Genomic DNA, 19331 nt, shown 5'->3' on the forward strand with positions numbered 1-19331 from the left:
GGAATGAAAAATCGATGGATTGCACTCTATGTAGAAAATCAGGTGGGCGTTCTGGCGAAGGTGTCCGGTCTTTTTTCTGCAAAGTGCTATAACTTACAAAGTCTTACCGTTGGCACGACCGAGCATGAAGATGTCTCGCGCATGACTATCTGTGTTACCAGTGATGACATCACCTTTGAACAGATCAAAAAGCAGTTAAACTGCATGGTGGAAGTCATCAAGGTGATCGACCTGACGCATGTGCCTTTGCACATGAAAGAGATCCTTTATGCCAAGGTCAAGGGGCTTGACAATGAGGGCAAGGAAGAAGTCTTTCGGATCGCGCAGGTCTTCAACGTCAACAATGGCAATGTTAAAGTGGCGGACATCGGCGAGGACAGTGTACTTTTGGAATGTACGCTGACAGACCACAGAAATGACGATCTGATCACACTTTTGAAAAAGCAGTTCAAGAGCAAGGTTGAGATCGTGCGGGGCGGTGCGGTTGCGATCGAGGCAATCTCTACATCCTGCCGATAAAGATGAGGTTTGATATGAAAAAACTTTGGAAAAAGTGTCTGGTTCTTTTCTTGTGTTTTTGCGTGATGTGGAGCGCAGGGGGCATAGGCAATGTCTACGCTAAGTCTCTGGAGGAGATCAGACAGGAACAATTAGAAAACAAAAAGAAAAAGGACGAGGCAGAGAGCCAGAAGAACGATGCACAGAAAGTTGTTGACGATCTTCAGGACGAGGCAGATGATCTTGGCGCGACCTATAACTCATATAACAAGCGTTTGCAGAGCGTCAACCAGGAGATCACGGATACGCAAAATGCGATCGAATCTGCCAATGCCAGCATTAGTCAGTTGGAAAAGGAACTGGCTGAGGCAGAGGCGGCAGAGGCTGAACAGTATGAGGGGATGAAGACCCGTATCCAATACATGTATGAGAACGGATCCCAGTCGCTTTTGACCACCCTTCTGGAGAGTGGCTCCATGGTAGAATTTTTGCAGAGAGCCGAGTATGTGTCCTCTATCACTTCCTATGACCGAAAGATGATGAACTCCTATGCAAAGTTGCAGGAGACCATCAAGGAAAAGTCGGCAGCACTTAGTGATAAAAAGACAGAACTTTCTGCCTATAATGATACGCTTTCTGCAAAGCAGGATGAACTTGACGATCTGGTCAATGATGCCGGCAATGCCTACAGTGCCAAGAAGGGGGAAGTATCAGCGGCACAGATGTCCGTGGAAGAATACAATGCCAAGATCCAAGAGTTCCGGGACAATGAGACAGCATTAGAGGGAGAGGCAGCAGCAGCGCAGGCAGCCCTGGCACAGCAGATCCTGCAGCAGCAACAGCAACAACAGCAGCAAGGGGGAGATACAGGTGGAGACGGCAGTGATGGATCCGATGCAGGTAATGCAGGAGATGCGGGCAATACACCGCAGATTCCTACGGAAAATACCGGTGGCTCGATCTCTTATTCGGATGCTGACTTGAAACTGATGGCTGCGATCATCCAGGCAGAAGCCGGAGGCGAGTCCTATGCAGGACAGTTGGCAGTCGGAACCGTTATTATGAACCGAGTCAAGAGTTCCCTGTTCCCGAATACCTTATCGGGGGTCATTTATCAGACCAACCAGTTCCAGCCGGTACGAGACGGGCATCTAGCCCTGATCCTGGAGCGTGGACCGAATGAATCCTGCACCAATGCCGCCAGACAGGTTTTGAATGGCTACCGGTCGGGCGACTGGCTCTTTTTCATGACCAAGAAGTGGGCTGATTATTACGGCATCACGGGATATACTATGATTGGAAATCATGCGTTCTTTAGAAATTGGGGAGCAAATTAGAAAAAACGTGGATACTTTTCTGAGGGAAGGTGTCCGCGTTTTTGTGCTATAAGAAAGAGAAAATGATTTATTAAATTTTGATTAGTGTTTATAATAAAAAAAGACTTCTATATGAAGCCTTTAAGCACACCCTGTGCTGCTGGAAAAACCAGTGAATTGAATAAATTTTTATTTGAACTCGCAGTGTAAATTCGTAGGGGAACTACAATTTACATTTGTATGGTAGCGCAAAGATGGAGGAATGTCAAATGAAAAATGAGAAAAAGTACTATTTAGGATTGGACATTGGAACGGATTCTGTGGGCTATGCTGTGACAGACACAGAGTATCGCTTATTAAAGTTCCATGGGGAGGATGCTTGGGGCAGTCATGTATTTAGTGCGGCTGCCCTTTGTGATGAGCGTAGAAATTTTCGCTCTGCGCGACGCAGACTGGATCGAAGACAACAGCGCGTGCAACTTTTGCAGGAAATCTTTGCAGATGAGATTGCAAAGATTGATCCGCGCTTTTTTATACGTTTATCAGAGAGTTATTTATGGCGTGAAGATACAGCAGACAGGTATATTTTCTTTAATGATAAGGAATATACAGACGTTCAATATATGGGAGAATATCCGACAATTCATCATCTTATTTCGGATTTAATGCATGATAAAAAGAAACATGATGTGAGGCTGGTATATTTAGCATGTGCATGGTTAGTTGCGCACAGAGGACATTTTTTGAATCAGATCAGTGTGGAACATATGGATTCATTGCTGGATATTCAGGAAGTATATCAGAATTTCCTGGGATTTTTTATAGAAAATGGTTTTGAAAATCCGTGGTCATCAGATGCGCAGGCTATTGGTGCGATTTTAAAAGAGCATGTGAGAGTGACAGAAAAACAAAATCTTCTAGCGGCAACTATATTGGATGATAGAAAGCCAAATAAGAATGTAAGCGAAACTTTTCCATACAGTGAATATCATATTATTCGTTTACTGGCTGGAGGAACTTGTAAATTACAGGATTTATATGGAAAAGATGAGTATGAAGCCTTTGGCTCTCTTTCACTTGAGATGGATGATAATAAAATGGCGGAGATCATGGTCAATATCGGAGATGATTATGAACTGATTTCTGTATTACGCAATTTACATGATTGGAGTGTGCTGGCAGAAGTTTTAGATGCGGAATCCGGAATTACAACGATTTCGGAGGCAAAAGTGAAAATATATGAGCAGCATAAAGCGGATCTTAAGACATTAAAATACTTTATACGTAAGTATTGTCCAACAAAATATGATATGGTTTTTCGTGAAGCACGAAATGACAACTATGTGGCCTATTCCTATCATGTCAACCGAGATATAGCAGACCAGGTCAAAAGCAAGGCGGATGTTGAAACTTTCTCGAAGTTTCTTGAAAAAATAGTAGGGAAAATTCAGCCAGATGAAGAGGATGAAGCCGTATATCAGGAGATGTGCGAACGGCTGGTGTTACGACAGTTTTTGCCAAAACAAAAAAATACGGATAATCGTGTGATTCCGCATCAGTTGTATGAATATGAATTAAAGAAAATTCTGGACAATGCAAGCGAGTATTTACCATTTTTAAAACAGAATGAAGATGGAATTTCAAATAAGGATAAGATATTAAGTGTATTTAAGTTTAAAATCCCATATTATGTTGGACCACTGAATACAAATTCTGATTTTGCATGGATTCAGCGCAAAGCAGGAAAAATTTTGCCTTGGAATTTTCAGAGCATGATCGATGATGATGCGAGCGAAGAAGCATTCATAAAAAAGATGACAAATCAATGTACATATCTTCCAGGAGAAGCAGTTTTGCCGAAGGATTCTTTATGCTATCAGAAGTTCATGGTTTTGAATGAGATAAATAATCTAAAAATAGATGGTAGAAAGATACCGGTAGAAGCCAAGCAGGGACTATATACATGTCTTTTCTTAAAATATAAGCGTGTAAAGAAAAAGCAGATTGAGGATTATTTGATCAGTAATGGATATTTAGATAAAAATCACAGAGAGAGTCTGAGCGGAATTGATGTGACGATCAAATCATCATTATCTTCCTATCTTTCTTTCAAGCGATTGTTGGATAAGAAGATACTGAGTGAACAGGAAGTGGAGCGGATTATTGAGAGATCTTCGTATGCAGAAGATAAAGGTCGTGTAGGAAAGTGGTTACGAAAGAATTATCCGGATTTGTCAGATGAAGATGTCACATATATTTGCAAAATAAAAACCAAAGATTTTGGAAGACTATCACGCAAATTCCTAACTGGCATGGAAGGGGTTTGCAAAGCAACAGGAGAGATAGCGACCATTATCAACATGATGTGGGAAACCAATGATAATCTGATGGAATTGTTATCAGAACGATATACTTTTGTAGAGACAATTGATGCATGCAGAAAAGAGTATTATACGGGAAGAAAGCAGACATTAGAAGAACGTTTAGATGAAATGTATGTATCAAATGCAGTTAGAAGACCAATATATCGTACCCTAGATATCGTAAAAGATATTGAAAAAGCATTTGGAACACCTGAAAAAATCTTTGTTGAGATGGCGAGAGGAGGATTACCAGAGCAAAAAGGAAGACGGACAAAATCACGTTATCAGCAGATTCTGGATTATTATGCAAAGTGCCGGGAAGAGGATGTTCGCGATTTGAAACATCAGTTAGAGACCATGGGCGAATACGTGGATAATCGTTTGCAAAGTGATCGGTTGTTTTTATATTTTATGCAATTCGGGAAATCGGCATATAGCGGAACTCCTATCTCGATTGAGCGTTTAATGGCAGGTTCCAAAGAATACGATATCGATCATATATATCCACAGGCATATGTTAAGGATGACAGCATTATCAATAATAAGGTATTAGTGTTGTCAGAGGAAAATGGTGCAAAACAAGATGTTTATCCGATCAAAGCAGAAATTCGCAACCAAATGCAAAGTACATGGGCATACTGGCATCATTTGGGAACCATTTCAGATGAAAAATACAAACGACTGATTCGCTCAACTCCATTTACAGAGGACGAAAAGTATGGATTTATCAACCGTCAGTTGACAGAAACGTCGCAGTCCACAAAAGTAGTAGCCGAATTGCTGAAGGAAAGATTTCCACAGACGATAATTGTTTATTCTAAGGCAGGACTGGTTTCTGAGTTTAGACATGAGTTTGATCTGTATAAATCACGTACATATAACGATCTGCATCATGCGGTGGATGCGTATTTGAACGTGGTGGTAGGAAATGTGTATCATATGCGATTTTCGCGTCAATGGTTCCGTGTCGAGTCCAGGTATAGTGTTAAGACGAAAACCTTATTTACACACACTGTTAAATGTCAGGATCAAATTGTTTGGAACAAGGAAGAAATGTTACCGCGAGTACTTAAAACAGCAAAGAAGAATACGGCTCACTTTACCAAGTATGCAAGTTTTAAGACTGGTGGATTATTCGACCAGCAACCAGTAAAGAAGGGAGCAAACTTGATACCATTAAAGGCAGGACTCCCAACGGAAAAATATGGTGGCTACAATAAGGCGGGGGTTATGTTTTTTATTCCGGTACAGTATAGGACTGGAAAAAAGTCGACCTTAATGGTATTGTCGGTGGAACTTTTATATGGCAAGAGATTTCTGGAAGGCACGACATTTGCCAGAGAGTATGCGAAAGATCGTTTACAGCGCATTACGGGAAAGCCCGTGGATATTGTGGATTTCCCAATGGGAATGCGACCATGGAAGGTAAATACCATATTGTCTTTAGATGGATTCCGCGTGTGTATCACGGGAAATGCGAGTGGAGGTAAGTGTTTGATTGCACAGCCGGTTGTGCAGTTTTCATCGGATGAGTATTGGAAGTATTATCTGAAAAAAGTAGAGAGGTTAACGGAAAAAGTATCCAATAACCCACGATACGCTTATGATGTGGACTATGATGTAGTGCAGGCAGAGGATAATTTGAAATTATATGACCTCTATATAGATAAATTGCAAAATACCATTTACAAAAAACGAATCAACTCTCCATTACAACTTCTTATAGATGGGAGGGAACGGTTTATAGGATGTAATGTAATAGAACAGTGTCAGGTGTTGTTAAATATTCATCAGGTGTTTGGCAGAATGACGGCGGGATGTAATCTGGAAAAAATAGGTGGAAAAGCGCATAGTGCTGCGACAGTAAGTTTTAGTAGCACGATGTCAAACTGGAAAAAGAATTATTCAGATGTACGTATTATCGATCAATCGGCATCTGGATTGTGGGAAGTGGTTTCGGATAACATTTTGGAGTATGTATGAGTTGGCGAGTGGTAGTCATTGAAAGTCAATCCAAATTAGATTACAAGATGGGGTATCTGGTTGTACGTGGATTGGAGACAAAACGTGTTCTTTTAGATGAAATAGCGGTGCTTCTTATAGAGAATCCTGCAGTTTCTATGACAGGTGTCTTGATTGCGGCGTTGACGGAAAAGAAAATAAAAGTAATCTTCTGTGATTCAAAACGAAATCCTATTGCGGAATTGATACCTCATCATGGTTGCCATGACAGTTCAGCCAAGATTCGTTCACAAATAGCGTGGGAACAGACGGTGAAAGATAGTATCTGGCGAGATATTGTAAGTGAAAAAATACGAAAACAGGCAGATTTTCTCTTGGAAATAGGATGTTTGGAGCAGGCAAGGATGCTATCCGGTTATACAGAACAGATTGAACTTGCGGATACGACGAATCGTGAAGGACACGCTGCAAAGGTGTATTTTAATGCACTTTTTGGAATGGAATTTACCAGAAGTGCCGATATAGCCATCAATGCTGCGCTAAACTATGGTTATAGCATGATTCTTTCGGCATTTAATCGGGAAATCAGTGCGAATGGATATTTAACACAATTGGGAATATTTCACAATAATATGTTCAATCATTTTAATTTGTCCAGTGATCTGATGGAACCATTTCGTATTTTGGTCGATCGGCTTGTATATCAAATGCAGCCGGTGGAATTTGATACAGAAGAAAAACATGAAATGTGGCGCATCATGGATCAAAAAGTGAGTATTGATGGACAGAGTCAGTTTGTAATGAATGCTATTAAGATATATACAAAAAGCATATTGGATGCAATTAATGATGGAGATGCTTCGCTTATAAAGTTTTATGGTATGTTGTAGCGAAAGCATTTGGGAGATAAAATGGCAGGGTTTCGATTTATGAGGATGTTAGTCTTTTTTGATTTACCGACACTTACAACGGAAGACAAACGGCAATATCGGCAGTTTCGAAAACTGTTGATAAAAAATGGATTTATTATGTTGCAAGAATCTGTATATTGCAAAATGATGACAAGCCCATCTATGGAAAATTCGATTAAGTTGCTTATTCATAAGAATAAACCGTCACAGGGAATCATACAGACGCTGGTTGTAACAGAAAAGCAATTTGTCAAGATGGATTATGTAGTCGGAGAGTATACAGGCGATGTGATCGATACAGAGGAAAGGCTGGTTGTGTTATGAAAGTATATATTCCACAAATAGATAGCACAGTTACGTGTGAAGCGGGGTGTTGCCAGACAATCGTGATTGAGAATCAAAAAGTATGGTGTGATATTCTAAATGATTTGGCTGACCAGTCGCAAGGAGCAGAAGGGAAAATAGTTTTATCGAATGAGGATAAAGTTCTTCCAATGGCAAAACATGCGGAAATGGTATCACAGTTTATCCCTTTTGATATGAATCAAAAAGGACTCATAACAAAGATTGTCAATCGGATGCAACAACGGGCAATAGGAGAAGATTATTTTTTGAAGATGTCAACCCTGGTAGCAGAATGGGAGCAATTACTTTTGGAATTATCCACGGAGATGACAGGCCATATAAGTTTTTCAAAGGTTAATATAGAATCCCTGATCAAGGCAGCAGGAGTGGAAGTGGAGAATGTTTATGATAATCTGGGGGAAAAGTTGTTGGATTATTTTGAACTGGTGCAGATATACGATCATAATAAGTTGTTTTTCCTGATCAATCTGAGAAGTTATTTATCGGATGGAGAGATGGAAGAATTTTTTGAAGATGTGCAAAATCGTGGATATACGGTTTTATTCATAGATGCCATGGAACATCCAATTTCAAAGCGAGAACATAGAATTATAGTGGATGCAGATCAATGTATTTTATGTTAAAATAAAAGTGTTTCCGAAAAAAACTAGGGATGTTACACAAATATTTCGCAGATATTTTTCTCGGGCAATTTGAGGTTTGAGGTTTGAGAGCAGTGTAAATTCGTAGGGGAAACAAACGATATTGCAAAAAATACAGAAGATATTGCAGTTTGAGAGCAGTGTAAATTCGTAGGGGAAACAAACTATGACCTATACACGAAAAGTCGTCGTAAGGTTTGAGAGCAGTGTAAATTCGTAGGGGAAACAAACTTGCAAATGCGACGGAAATCCCGCTCAACGTTTGAGAGCAGTGTAAATTCGTAGGGGAAACAAACAAAAAATCGTCTGCCACCAAACATTATATAGTTTGAGAGCAGTGTAAATTCGTAGGGGAAACAAACGGCTTGTCCCCGGCTGCCGGGATAAAGTTCGTTTGAGAGCAGTGTAAATTCGTAGGGGAAACAAACGAATGCAGTCTGTGAATTGTCTGTCTTTGAGTTTGAGAGCAGTGTAAATTCGTAGGGGAAACAAACGCATCTTTCTCATTTGCAATCTGCAATGTAGTTTGAGAGCAGTGTAAATTCGTAGGGGAAACAAACTTTTCTGACGTTCATGTTGTCGAGCAACAGTTTGAGAGCAGTGTAAATTCGTAGGGGAAACAAACATGGAATCTCCCTTTATTTTCAGAGCGAAGTTTGAGAGCAGTGTAAATTCGTAGGGGAAACAAACGATTAATCCTGTGATATAATCGATTGCCATGTTTGAGAGCAGTGTAAATTCGTAGGGGAAACAAACTATCAAGGCAATTCACACAGTAGAGGGAAAGTTTGAGAGCAGTGTAAATTCGTAGGGGAAACAAACTCAACATGGTATTACGTGGCGAATACTTGGTTTGAGAGCAGTGTAAATTCGTAGGGAAAACAAACGATAGCACTAGTGGAGCAGTTAAGACCAACGTTTGAGAGCAGTGTAAATTCGTAGGGGAAACAAACAGTGGGTTAAACTCTAACAACTCACTTTCGGTTTGAGAGTAGTGTAAATTCGTAGGGGAAACAAACTGTATTTGACACGAGTGAGGTCATGCACTTGTTTGAGAGCAGTGTAAATTCGTAGGGGAAACAAACATGTCAAGATGGGGAATCTATATTTCAGCAGTTTGAGAGCAGTGTAAATTCGTAGGGGAAACAAACAGCAGAGAATTATCAAAGGTGGAGTTATAGTTTGAGAGCAGTGTAAATTCGTAGGGGAAACAAACATTCATCTACAATCTTCATGCAGGATTCAAGTTTGAGAGCAGTGTAAATTCGTAGGGGAAACAAACCCACATCTTCATCCGGAGGAAATGAGATTAGTTTGAGAGCAGTGTAAATTCGTAGGGGAAACAAACCTGTTCGTCAGAAAAGACTCTTCTACTTCCGTTTGAGAGCAGTGTAAATTTGTAGGGGAAACAAACGATAGCGAATAAAATAAATAATCTGCCTGCGTTTGAGAGCAGTGTAAATTCGTAGGGGAAACAAACTGAAAGAGATCGAGAACGACAGCGCCGCGGTTTGAGAGCAGTGTAAATTCGTAGGGAAAACAAACACGCGCGTGAAAAATCGCTTGCCACGTGTCGTTTGAGAGCAGTGTAAATTCGTAGGGGAAACAAACTTGATAAGACCGTTGAAAAACCACACCTTAGTTTGAGAGCAGTGTAAATTCGTAGGGGAAACAAACTAAAATGGCAGATGTATTAGCACAAATAAGAGTTTCGATAAACTGTGGAATAGATGTTTGACATAGAGCAGAAGCGATGTTAATATAATAATAGAAAAGGTGCTACCTATGACGGTTCGCCTGAAAAATGGGTAAAAATAACCGCTTAACTTGTCAGGTTGGGGCGGTTATTTTTGTGCCTTGGAATCACGCTTCCCATGAGCGTAACCCAGACTGTAAAAAGTCGCACACAGTGAAATCACTGCGATTAAGTCACTGATGGTCAGCATAAGCACATACCTCCTTTCGTAAGATTTCCCTCAAAAAGAGAGATAAATCTATGTAATCGGAGCTATGTAATACTCTCCGCGCAAAGCGAACCGCCATTTCACGTCAAGTGAAGTAGCACCTTAGGCTGTAAAGCCTATAATTATCGTATCAAACATTTGTTCTGAATACAAGATATGTTATCGAAAATCCTAAAATAAGGTTTTGACTGTTCGCCTGCTCAAAATAGTAAAATCCCAACTCTTTTTTTGTAATAGATGCAAGAAAAATAATTCCGAAAATTACGCAAATTGTGTTTGAATAAGACACAATTATAAGGCGAAATTCCAACGCTAAGATAGAAAATGAAAATGGCAAACCCCCATATATTGATAATTTTTTAACAAAGATAAGAAACAGGTCAAAAAAGTATGTGGCGAAAAACTTGTGAATATTCTGACAATTTTATTTTGCAAGCCGCAAGTGTAAAAAAGTTGGCTTGCATGAAGAATAATTTTGTGCTACTATAAGTTCATGCGGAAACGCTGTTTTCTTTTTTTTACTTTCGCTTGTTAAAAAAATAACGAATGGTAAAAAAAGAGAAGCAGCAAATAAGAAATAAAAAGGAGAAAGAACATGGGAAAGAAAGTCGTTTTAGCAGGTGCATGTCGTACTGCAATCGGAAAAATGGGGGGAGCACTCAGCAACACACCAGCAGCAGATCTTGGTGCTATCGTTATTAAGGAAGCATTAAATCGTGCAGGTGTAAAACCAGAGATGGTAGACGAAGTTAAGATGGGATGTGTTATCCAGGCTGCACAGGGGCAGAACGTAGCACGTCAGGCAGCGATCAAGGCAGGACTTCCGATCGAGGTTCCGGCAATCACGATCAACGTTGTTTGCGGATCCGGTCTGAAATGTGTAAATGATGCAGCAACCATGATCATGGCAGGAGAGGCTGATATCGTTGTAGCAGGTGGTATGGAGAATATGTCAATGGCTCCTTACGCTATGACAAAGGCTCGTTTCGGATATCGTATGAACAATGCAACAATCATTGATACTATGGTAAATGATGCTTTGACAGATGCATTCAATCATTATCATATGATGATCACAGCAGAGAACGTTTGTGATAAATATGGCATTACAAGAGAAGAACTTGATGCATTCTCAGCAAACAGCCAGCAGAAATGTGAAAAGGCTATCGCAGAGGGCAAGTTTGATGACGAGATCGTTCCTGTACCGGTTAAGGTTAAGAAGGAAATGGTTGATTTCGTTAAGGATGAAGGTCCAAGACCTGGTACAACACCGGAATCACTTTCTAAGTTGCGTTGCTGCTCAGGTAAGGAAGGCGGACTTGTTACAGCAGGTAATGCTTCCGGTATCAACGATGGTGCAGCAGCAATCGTTGTTATGAGCGAGGAAAAAGCAAAAGAACTTGGTGTTACACCAATGGCTACATGGGTTGCAGGAGCACTTGGCGGTGTTGCGCCGGAGATCATGGGTGTTGGTCCTGTTGCTTCTACAAAGAAAGTTCTTGCTAAGACAGGACTTACCATTGATGATATGGATCTGATCGAAGCAAACGAAGCATTTGCAGCACAGTCAATCGCAGTTGCAAGAGATCTGAACTTTGATATGAGCAAGGTAAATGTAAACGGTGGTGCGATCGCACTGGGACATCCGGTTGGAGCATCCGGCTGCCGTATCCTTGTTACCCTATTACATGAAATGCAAAAGAGAGATTCTAAGAGAGGTCTTGCTACACTTTGTATCGGTGGTGGCATGGGCTGCTCAACAATCGTTGAAAAATATGAATAAAAATTTTTAAAAGTATATTTTACGGAGGTGCTAACATGAAGGTTGGTGTTATTGGAGCAGGAACAATGGGACAGGGCATTGCAAAGGCATTTGCCCAGGTCGATGGATATGAAGTCGCACTTTGCGATATCAAGCAGGAATGGGCTGAAAGCGGAAAGGCTAAGATCGAAAAAGGCTATGCTCGTTTAGTAGAAAAAGGAAAATTGACACAGGAAGCTGTTGATGCTATCGTTGCTAAGATTACTCCTGGATTAAAGGAAGACCTTTGCAAAGACTGCGATTTGATCGTAGAGGCAGCTTTCGAAGATATGAACGTTAAGAAGACAACATTTGCAGAACTTGACAAGATTGCTAAGCCAGAGTGTATCTTCGCATCTAACACATCAAGCCTTTCTATTACAGAGATTGGCAACGGACTTACACGTCCACTGATTGGTATGCATTTCTTCAACCCAGCTGATCGTATGAAATTAATCGAAGTTATCGCAGGTGTAAATACTCCTGTTGAGTCAGTAGATGCAATCAAGAAGATTTCTGAAGAAATCGGTAAGACACCTGTACAGGTAAATGAAGCAGCAGGATTCGTTGTAAACCGTATCCTGATCCCAATGATCAACGAAGCAGCATTTATCAAGATGGAAGGTGTATCTGATATCGCAGGTATTGATGCCGCTATGAAACTTGGCGCAAATCATCCAATGGGTCCTTTGGAGTTGGGAGATTTCGTTGGTTTGGATATCTGTCTTGCTATCATGGATGTTCTTTATAAGGAAACAGGCGACAGTAAGTATCGTGCATGCCCACTCATCCGCAAGATGGTTCGTGGTGGAAACTTAGGTGTAAAGAGTGGTAAAGGCTTCTATGTTTACAATGCAGACCGTACCAAGACACCGGTAGACGCACAGTAAGATTAGGATTTCAAAGCCCCGTCTATGCAGGCGGGGCACATCATCGAATATTATTTATGAAAGACGGAGGAATGAAGATCATGGATTTCGGTTTAGATAAGAAACATGAAATGGCGCGTACTTTATTTAAAGAGTTCGCTGAGACAGAAGTAAAGCCTCTTGCACAGGAAGTTGACGAGACAGAGCAGTTCCCTGCTGAAACTGTTGCAAAGATGGCAAAGAGTGGATTTATGGGAATCCCGGTACCAAAGGAATACGGCGGACAGGGATGTGATCCTTTGACCTATGTTATGTGTGTAGAGGAATTGTCAAAGGTATGTGCAACCACAGGTGTTATCGTTTCTGCACATACATCACTTTGTATCGACCCGATCATGACATACGGAACCGAAGAACAGAAGCAGAAATATGTAAAGCCTTTGGCAACCGGTGAGAAACTTGGTGCATTTGCTCTTACAGAGCCGGGTGCCGGTACAGATGCACAAGGGGCACAGACAAAGGCTGTTCTTGATGGCGATGAGTGGGTATTAAACGGATCTAAGTGCTTTATCACAAATGGTAAAGTCGCAGACGTTTACATTGTTATCGCTATCACAAGTGTGACAGAAGACAAGAGAGGCAGAAAGAAAAAGAACTTCTCTGCATTTATCGTAGAAAAGGGAGCACCTGGATTCTCCTTCGGAACAAAGGAAAAGAAGATGGGTATCCGCGGTTCATCTACATATGAATTGATCTTTGAAGATTGCAGAATTCCAAAGGACGCATTACTTGGACCGGAAGGCAAGGGCTTCCCGATCGCTATGCATACTCTGGATGGCGGACGTATCGGTATCGCCGCACAGGCTCTTGGTATTGCAGAGGGCGCATTGGATCGTGCGATCGCTTATACAAAGGAAAGAAAGCAGTTTGGTCGTTCTATCGCCCAGCAGCAGAATACACAGTTCAAACTGGCTGATATGGCTACCCGTGTTGAGGCTGCACAGTTTTTGGTTTACAGAGCCGCTATGGCAAAGGCAAACCAGAAGGTTTACTCTGTAGAGGCTGCAAAGGCAAAACTTTTTGCTGCTGAAACAGCAATGGCTGTTACAACCGAGGTTGTTCAACTCTTTGGTGGATATGGTTATATCCGTGAATATGATGTAGAGCGTATGATGAGAGATGCCAAGATCACTGAGATCTATGAAGGAACTTCAGAAGTTCAGCGTATGGTTATCTCTGGTGCATTACTGAAATAGAAATAGGAGGAAATGAATACATGAAAATCGTAGTATGTATTAAACAGGTTCCTGATACAAAGGGCGGCGTAAAGTTCAACCCGGACGGAACACTTGATAGAGCAGCAATGCTTGCCATTATGAACCCGGATGACAAAGCCGGCTTAGAGGCAGCACTTCGAATCAAAGACGAGATCGGTGCAGAAGTTACCGTTCTTACCATGGGTCTTCCAAAGGCAGATGACGTACTTCGTGAGGCATTGGCTATGGGAGCAGACAATGCGATCCTTGTTACAGACAGAGTACTTGGTGGAGCCGATACATGGGCTACATCTACAACCATTGCCGGTGCACTGAGAAACATTGACTATGATCTTATCATCACAGGTCGTCAGGCAATCGATGGTGATACTGCACAGGTTGGACCACAGATTGCAGAGCACTTGGGAATCCCGGTTATCTCCTATGCAGAAGATATCAAGGTAGAAGGAGACTCTGTTATTGTTAAGCGTCAGTATGAAGACAGATACCATATCTTAAAGGCACAGATGCCATGTCTGGTAACCGCTCTTTCTGAATTAAATACACCAAGATATATGACTCCTGGCGGAATCTTCGATGCCTATGACAAAGAAGTTACCGTATGGGGACGTGCAGACTTAAAGGATGTTGATGATTCTGACCTTGGATTAAAGGGATCACCTACCAAGATCGCTAAGGCATCTGACAAGGTACGCAAGGGCGCAGGTGAGAAAGTTACATTAGATCCATCTGAATCCGTATCTTATATCATGGACAAATTAAAAGAGAAACATGTAATCTAATTTGGAAGGAAAACGGTGAATAAAATGGCATTAGAAGAATATAAGGGCGTATTTATTTACGCACAACAGGTAGATAATGAAATTAGTTCCATTGCCTTTGAATTGATCGGAAAGGCAAAAGAACTGGCTGCTGATCTTGGAACAGACGTAACGGCAGTTCTTTTGGGACACAATGTAGGAAATCTCGTTGATTCTTTGGCTGAGTATGGTGCAGACAAGGTAATCGTTGTAGATGATCCGGAACTTGAAACATACAGAACAGAACCATATGCACATGCACTTGCTTCTGTTATCAATGAGTATAAGCCGGAGATCATGTTGGTTGGAGCAACTGCCATCGGACGTGATCTGGGACCTACCGTTTCAGCAAGAGTAAAGACAGGTCTTACCGCAGACTGTACCATGCTTGAGATCGGTGACTTCCCACTTTCTGTTCCGGAAGGAAAAGAGGATACACAAAAGCATGGTCAGTTACTTATGACAAGACCTGCATTTGGTGGAAATACGATCGCAACGATCGCCTGCCCGGACAATCGTCCACAGATGGCAACCGTTCGTCCTGGTGTTATGCAGAAGATCGAGCCGATCAAGGGTGCAAAGGCAGAAGTTATCAATTACAACCCTGGATTTACCAAGAACAACAAGTATGTTGAGATCCAGGATATCGTAAAGGCAGTTGGAACCGTTGAAAATATCATGGATGCCAAGATCTTAGTATCCGGCGGACGTGGTGTTGGCAGTGCTGAGAACTTCCAGATGTTAAAGGATCTGGCAGATGTTCTTGGTGGTATGGTATCCTGCTCACGTGCTGTTGTTGAAAATGGCTGGTTGGCACAGGATTATCAGGTAGGACAGACAGGAAAGACAGTTCGTCCGAATGTATATTTCGCAATCGGTATTTCCGGAGCAATCCAGCATGTTGCCGGCATGGAAGAATCTGACATCATTATTGCGATCAATAAGGATGCAGATGCACCGATCTTTGATGTTGCTGACTATGGTATTGTCGGTGATCTCAAGAAGATCGTACCAGCGCTGACAGAGGCTTTAAAGGCTGAGTTAGCATAATAATTGCTTTCCCATCATTTCTTATTTTCAAAAGACGAGTCGATCATGCGATCGGCTCGTTTTTGCGTCGGAGAAGGTGCCCGTGCACACTTACCCGGCTTTGCACTTTCCGAGGAACACATTTGTATATTTCGGGTAAATTCAGTACAATATAGGTGTTGATAATAATAGGGGGATAAATGAGATGGGTGGTAAAATTACAGAAATCGATACAGTCTCATTGGATGAGGCAAACAAGGCTCTCGTGATCATTGATCAGACCAAGTTGCCGGGGCAGATCCAGATGCTTTCGCTGACAAAGGCAAAGGAGATCTGGGATGCTATTTATCTTTTACAGGTCAGAGGGGCACCGGCGATCGGTGTTGCAGCAGCCATTGGTATGTATGTCTTAGCGTCGCGTTATGAGGTGGATGACTATGATGCATTTTATGCTGCATTTTGTCGGGACAAGGAATATCTTGATTCATCCAGACCGACAGCAGTCAATCTATCCTGGGCACTAAAGCGTATGGAAGGTGTGGTGACAGCCCATGCAAATGAGGATATTCCTGCCATCGTTGAGGCATTGCATCAGGAGGCAATGGTCATTCGTGACGAGGACATTGCCGTATGTCACAAGATCGGTGAATATGGCATGGAACTGCTGAAGCCCGGCGATGGTGTTTTGACCCATTGCAATGCAGGCAAACTTGCAACCGTCCGTTTTGGTACGGCGACAGCACCGATCTATCTGGCAGAGGAACACGATTATCATCTGCGTGTCTTTTGTGATGAGACAAGACCTCTCTTACAGGGAGCGCGTCTGACCGCATTTGAATTGCAGGAATCCGGCGTGGATACGACCCTGATCTGCGATAATATGTCAGCCATGGTCATGAAAAACGGCTGGGTCAATGCCGTCTTTGTCGGATGTGACCGTGTGGCAGCCAATGGCGATACCGCCAATAAGATCGGTACTTCGGTCGTAGCCGCAGTGGCAAAACTCTATGGTGTTCCGGTTTATATCTGTGCACCGACGTCTACGATCGACATGGCAACACCGACCGGGGATGACATTGTGATCGAGGAAAGAAAGCCGGAGGAAGTAACACAGATGTGGTATGAAAAGCGCATGGCGCCGGAAGGTGTCAAAGTCTTTAATCCGGCATTTGATGTGACAGACCACGAATTAATTGCAGGCATTGTGACAGAATATGGGGTGGCAAGAGCTCCGTATACAGAGTCTTTAAAAACAATTATGGATCATAAGCGTAAACACGCATAAAAGGGAGGAAATTAGTATTATGGCAGAAGAAAAGAAAGGGTGCGCCAGCGCATCTACTTGTTCAAAAGAAAGTTGTGCAGGTTGTGCATCAGCAAACAAAAAAAATCCATTTGAGGTAGAAACAAATCCAAATGCACATATCAAGCATGTGATCGGTATTGTCAGTGGTAAGGGCGGCGTAGGTAAGTCCTTTGTGACTTCATCCGTGGCTTCCATGATGGCAAAGGCTGGTTATAAGGTAGGTATTCTGGATGCCGATATTACAGGTCCGTCCATTCCAAAAATGTTTGGTGTGCATGGTCCGGCAGTCGGGGATGACAATGGTACTTTCCCGATCGAGGCAGAAGATGGCACCAAGATCATGTCCATCAACTTACTCTTAGAGGACGAGGAACAGCCGGTCATCTGGCGTGGACCTGTCATTGCAGGAGCAGTCAAGCAGTTCTGGACAGATGTCCAGTGGGGCGATGTGGATTATTTGTTTGTTGATATGCCACCTGGAACAGGTGATGTTCCACTTACGGTATTCCAGTCACTTCCGGTAGATGGTATTGTGATTGTGACATCTCCACAGGAATTGGTACAGATGATCGTAAAGAAAGCTTATAACATGGCAGGAATGATGGACGTTCCGGTACTTGGTGTGGTAGAAAACTATTCTTATGTGAAATGTCCGAATTGTGACGAGGAGATCCATATTTATGGTGACAGTCACATTGAAGATGTGGCAAAAGAATTAGGCATTTCCGTCCTCGGCAAACTTCCGATGGATCAGAAATTTGCCAAGGCAGCAGACGCAGGTCAGATCTTTGCAGTGGAGAATGACTATCTTACAGAGGCTAAGACAGTTCTGGAGAAATTGTAGCAAAGAACAAGGAGATCATAGTATGATACTGGGCAAAGAGATCTTCCTTGCTCATGGTCTCCGGATGTAGGAACCAGGATTTGGAAAGTTGGATGATTCCACCAGCGCAATAATTAGAAATCACGTAACGGTGCACGGGAAGTGCACCGTTTTTTTCTTCAAAAACAGCCAGACTGCCCTCTAAGTTGGACTGGATATCTTCCGTCAGCATAGGCATGAGGGTGGAAAAGAGATGGCTGGATACATTGTTGGGCGAAAAATGCTGGTCTTCGATAAAGGTAATAAATTTTAAGAACATATTTGTACTCAGATCAACAATGTTCTCCGCCTGATGGTGTTCTGTGGAAAGGTTGAGATCGCCGAGGACGGCAGTGTAAAGGGTATCGCAGATGCTCCACATCACAAGCCGATGGAGATCAAAGGAAACTTGCAGGAGATTGCATAGGCAATAGAAACTATCGTAGAAAAACATGCTGAGGAGAGGTGGACATGGAGAAGAAAGAAACGAATGTGATGTTGAAAATTGCCAACATCATCGTAGATAAGAGAAATCTTATTTTTCTAGTCCCTATTTACATTTGTGTGTCTGATGTATCAACAGTATAATTATACATTTCACGAATTGCGTATGTAATTAGAAAGTCAAGTAGTCCAAATTCCATAAAATGAAATTTTAGGGCAAATTACAGACATTGGCTTGGCTGTAGTATTTTTAAACAACGTGTGTTAGACTGCTGTTATACAAATCGAAATTTATAAAGGAGAATATTGATGAAATTATTTTTATGTTCGCACTTTTCAAGTGTAGGAAGTCTGATAAAGGAAGAAATTGAAAATAAGAAAGTCGCATTTATTCCAACAGCTTCACTGCGTGAAGGCTACACCGGTTATGTCGGCTCGGCTCGAAAATTATTCAAAAAGTTGGGAGCGATCGTAACTGAAATTGATATTTCAACGGAGGCTTATTCAACGATACAGTCTGTTTTTGAAGAAGCAGATGTGATATATTTTACCGGCGGAAATTCTTTCTTTCTTATGGACCAGCTCCGTAAAACGGGAACTGATGGACTGCTGAAAAAGGAATTGGCAAATGGAAAATTGATGATCGGCGAGTCGGCAGGCGCAATTATATGCGCTCCAAGCATCCAATATATCGAGCAAATGGATGAAAAGCCGGAGGACTACTCACAAGAAGATGATGCAGGGATTGATTTGATTGATTTCTATGTTCTTCCGCATTATCTTACAGCACCATTTAAGAAAGTTACCGAGAAAATAATGACTGAGTTTTCGGATTTGAATCTATGCCCAATTAACAACCGTCAGGGAATTGTAATTGATGGTGAAGATTCAAAGGTTATTTGCAAAGACTAATTTGAAAATT

Annotated in this window: 15 protein-coding genes; 14 read left to right on the forward strand and 1 reads right to left on the reverse strand. The window is 41.9% G+C overall.

Features of this window, described 5'->3' with window-relative positions; genetic code table 11:
• Positions 1-3: 3 nt before the first annotated feature.
• From ilvN to DW183_RS09640, 13 genes are all read left to right on the forward strand, one after another.
• On the forward strand, positions 4-519 hold the full coding sequence (gene ilvN / locus DW183_RS09580; protein ID WP_118281885.1) for an acetolactate synthase small subunit: 516 nt from the start codon (positions 4-6) through the stop codon (positions 517-519).
• 14 nt (positions 520-533) lie between these two features.
• Positions 534-1835: a cell wall hydrolase gene (locus tag DW183_RS09585; RefSeq protein WP_158573064.1), complete on the forward strand. Its 1302-nt coding sequence runs from the start codon at positions 534-536 to the stop codon at positions 1833-1835.
• A 248-nt stretch (positions 1836-2083) separates the two neighbouring features.
• Positions 2084-6160 carry a type II CRISPR RNA-guided endonuclease Cas9 gene (cas9, locus tag DW183_RS09590; protein ID WP_158573065.1) on the forward strand — a complete coding sequence of 1359 codons (4077 nt, stop codon included), beginning with the start codon at positions 2084-2086 and terminating at the stop codon, positions 6158-6160.
• Positions 6157-7029 carry a type II CRISPR-associated endonuclease Cas1 gene (gene cas1 / locus DW183_RS09595; protein WP_118281777.1) on the forward strand — a complete coding sequence of 291 codons (873 nt, stop codon included), beginning with the start codon at positions 6157-6159 and terminating at the stop codon, positions 7027-7029. Before cas9 ends, cas1 begins: the two co-directional genes overlap by 4 nt.
• A gap of 45 nt (positions 7030-7074) precedes the next feature.
• On the forward strand, positions 7075-7374 hold the full coding sequence (gene cas2 / locus DW183_RS09600; protein WP_243069561.1) for a CRISPR-associated endonuclease Cas2: 300 nt from the start codon (positions 7075-7077) through the stop codon (positions 7372-7374).
• Entirely contained in the window at positions 7371-8039 is a 669-nt protein-coding gene (csn2, locus tag DW183_RS09605; protein ID WP_118281778.1) for a type II-A CRISPR-associated protein Csn2, read from the forward strand. The genes cas2 and csn2 overlap by 4 nt, the downstream gene beginning before the upstream one ends.
• A 2577-nt stretch (positions 8040-10616) precedes the next feature.
• Entirely contained in the window at positions 10617-11804 is a 1188-nt protein-coding gene (locus DW183_RS09610) for an acetyl-CoA C-acetyltransferase (protein ID WP_118281779.1), read from the forward strand.
• A 35-nt stretch (positions 11805-11839) separates the two neighbouring features.
• On the forward strand, positions 11840-12712 hold the full coding sequence (locus tag DW183_RS09615; RefSeq protein ID WP_118281780.1) for a 3-hydroxyacyl-CoA dehydrogenase family protein: 873 nt from the start codon (positions 11840-11842) through the stop codon (positions 12710-12712).
• An 80-nt stretch (positions 12713-12792) separates the two neighbouring features.
• Positions 12793-13947 carry an acyl-CoA dehydrogenase gene (locus tag DW183_RS09620; protein ID WP_118281887.1) on the forward strand — a complete coding sequence of 385 codons (1155 nt, stop codon included), beginning with the start codon at positions 12793-12795 and terminating at the stop codon, positions 13945-13947.
• A 20-nt stretch (positions 13948-13967) separates the two neighbouring features.
• Positions 13968-14750 carry an electron transfer flavoprotein subunit beta/FixA family protein gene (locus DW183_RS09625; protein WP_118281781.1) on the forward strand — a complete coding sequence of 261 codons (783 nt, stop codon included), beginning with the start codon at positions 13968-13970 and terminating at the stop codon, positions 14748-14750.
• 24 nt (positions 14751-14774) lie between these two features.
• Complete coding sequence (locus DW183_RS09630; protein WP_118281782.1) at positions 14775-15818, forward strand: electron transfer flavoprotein subunit alpha/FixB family protein; 1044 nt, start codon at positions 14775-14777, stop codon at positions 15816-15818.
• Positions 15819-16002: 184 nt separating this feature from the next.
• Positions 16003-17082, forward strand: a complete 1080-nt coding sequence (gene mtnA / locus DW183_RS09635) for an S-methyl-5-thioribose-1-phosphate isomerase (RefSeq protein WP_118281783.1) — start codon at positions 16003-16005, stop codon at positions 17080-17082.
• A gap of 19 nt (positions 17083-17101) precedes the next feature.
• A complete protein-coding gene (locus tag DW183_RS09640; protein WP_118281784.1) occupies positions 17102-17947 on the forward strand; it encodes an Mrp/NBP35 family ATP-binding protein in 846 nt (281 codons plus the stop codon).
• Here the strand turns inward: DW183_RS09640 and DW183_RS09645 are convergent.
• Positions 17922-18245 carry a hypothetical protein gene (locus tag DW183_RS09645; RefSeq protein ID WP_118281785.1) on the reverse strand — a complete coding sequence of 108 codons (324 nt, stop codon included), beginning with the start codon at positions 18243-18245 and terminating at the stop codon, positions 17922-17924. The two genes, DW183_RS09640 and DW183_RS09645, sit on opposite strands and share 26 nt — an antisense overlap.
• A 473-nt stretch (positions 18246-18718) precedes the next feature.
• Here DW183_RS09645 and DW183_RS09650 point away from each other — a divergent pair, with 473 nt between their 5' ends.
• Positions 18719-19321: a Type 1 glutamine amidotransferase-like domain-containing protein gene (locus tag DW183_RS09650; RefSeq protein ID WP_007888235.1), complete on the forward strand. Its 603-nt coding sequence runs from the start codon at positions 18719-18721 to the stop codon at positions 19319-19321.
• Positions 19322-19331: the final 10 nt, after the last annotated feature.

It is taken from the genome of Roseburia sp. AM16-25 (assembly GCF_003473825.1).
In the GTDB taxonomy this organism is placed as follows: Bacteria; Bacillota; Clostridia; order Lachnospirales; family Lachnospiraceae; genus Pararoseburia; species Pararoseburia lenta.

Bases quoted from the DNA above. Each gene is read 5' to 3' on its own strand.
- DW183_RS09615 (WP_118281780.1), top strand. From the start codon at position 11,840: ATGAAGGTTGGTGTTATTGGAGCAGGAACAATGGGACAGGGCATTGCA.
- DW183_RS09645 (WP_118281785.1), bottom strand. From the start codon at position 18,245: ATGTTCTTAAAATTTATTACCTTTATCGAAGACCAGCATTTTTCGCCC.
- ilvN (WP_118281885.1), top strand. From the start codon at position 4: ATGAAAAATCGATGGATTGCACTCTATGTAGAAAATCAGGTGGGCGTT.
- DW183_RS09630 (WP_118281782.1), top strand. From the start codon at position 14,775: ATGGCATTAGAAGAATATAAGGGCGTATTTATTTACGCACAACAGGTA.
- DW183_RS09625 (WP_118281781.1), top strand. From the start codon at position 13,968: ATGAAAATCGTAGTATGTATTAAACAGGTTCCTGATACAAAGGGCGGC.
- DW183_RS09640 (WP_118281784.1), top strand. From the start codon at position 17,102: ATGGCAGAAGAAAAGAAAGGGTGCGCCAGCGCATCTACTTGTTCAAAA.
- cas1 (WP_118281777.1), top strand. From the start codon at position 6,157: ATGAGTTGGCGAGTGGTAGTCATTGAAAGTCAATCCAAATTAGATTAC.
- mtnA (WP_118281783.1), top strand. From the start codon at position 16,003: ATGGGTGGTAAAATTACAGAAATCGATACAGTCTCATTGGATGAGGCA.
- cas9 (WP_158573065.1), top strand. From the start codon at position 2,084: ATGAAAAATGAGAAAAAGTACTATTTAGGATTGGACATTGGAACGGAT.
- DW183_RS09650 (WP_007888235.1), top strand. From the start codon at position 18,719: ATGAAATTATTTTTATGTTCGCACTTTTCAAGTGTAGGAAGTCTGATA.
- DW183_RS09610 (WP_118281779.1), top strand. From the start codon at position 10,617: ATGGGAAAGAAAGTCGTTTTAGCAGGTGCATGTCGTACTGCAATCGGA.
- csn2 (WP_118281778.1), top strand. From the start codon at position 7,371: ATGAAAGTATATATTCCACAAATAGATAGCACAGTTACGTGTGAAGCG.
- DW183_RS09620 (WP_118281887.1), top strand. From the start codon at position 12,793: ATGGATTTCGGTTTAGATAAGAAACATGAAATGGCGCGTACTTTATTT.
- cas2 (WP_243069561.1), top strand. From the start codon at position 7,075: ATGTTAGTCTTTTTTGATTTACCGACACTTACAACGGAAGACAAACGG.
- DW183_RS09585 (WP_158573064.1), top strand. From the start codon at position 534: ATGAAAAAACTTTGGAAAAAGTGTCTGGTTCTTTTCTTGTGTTTTTGC.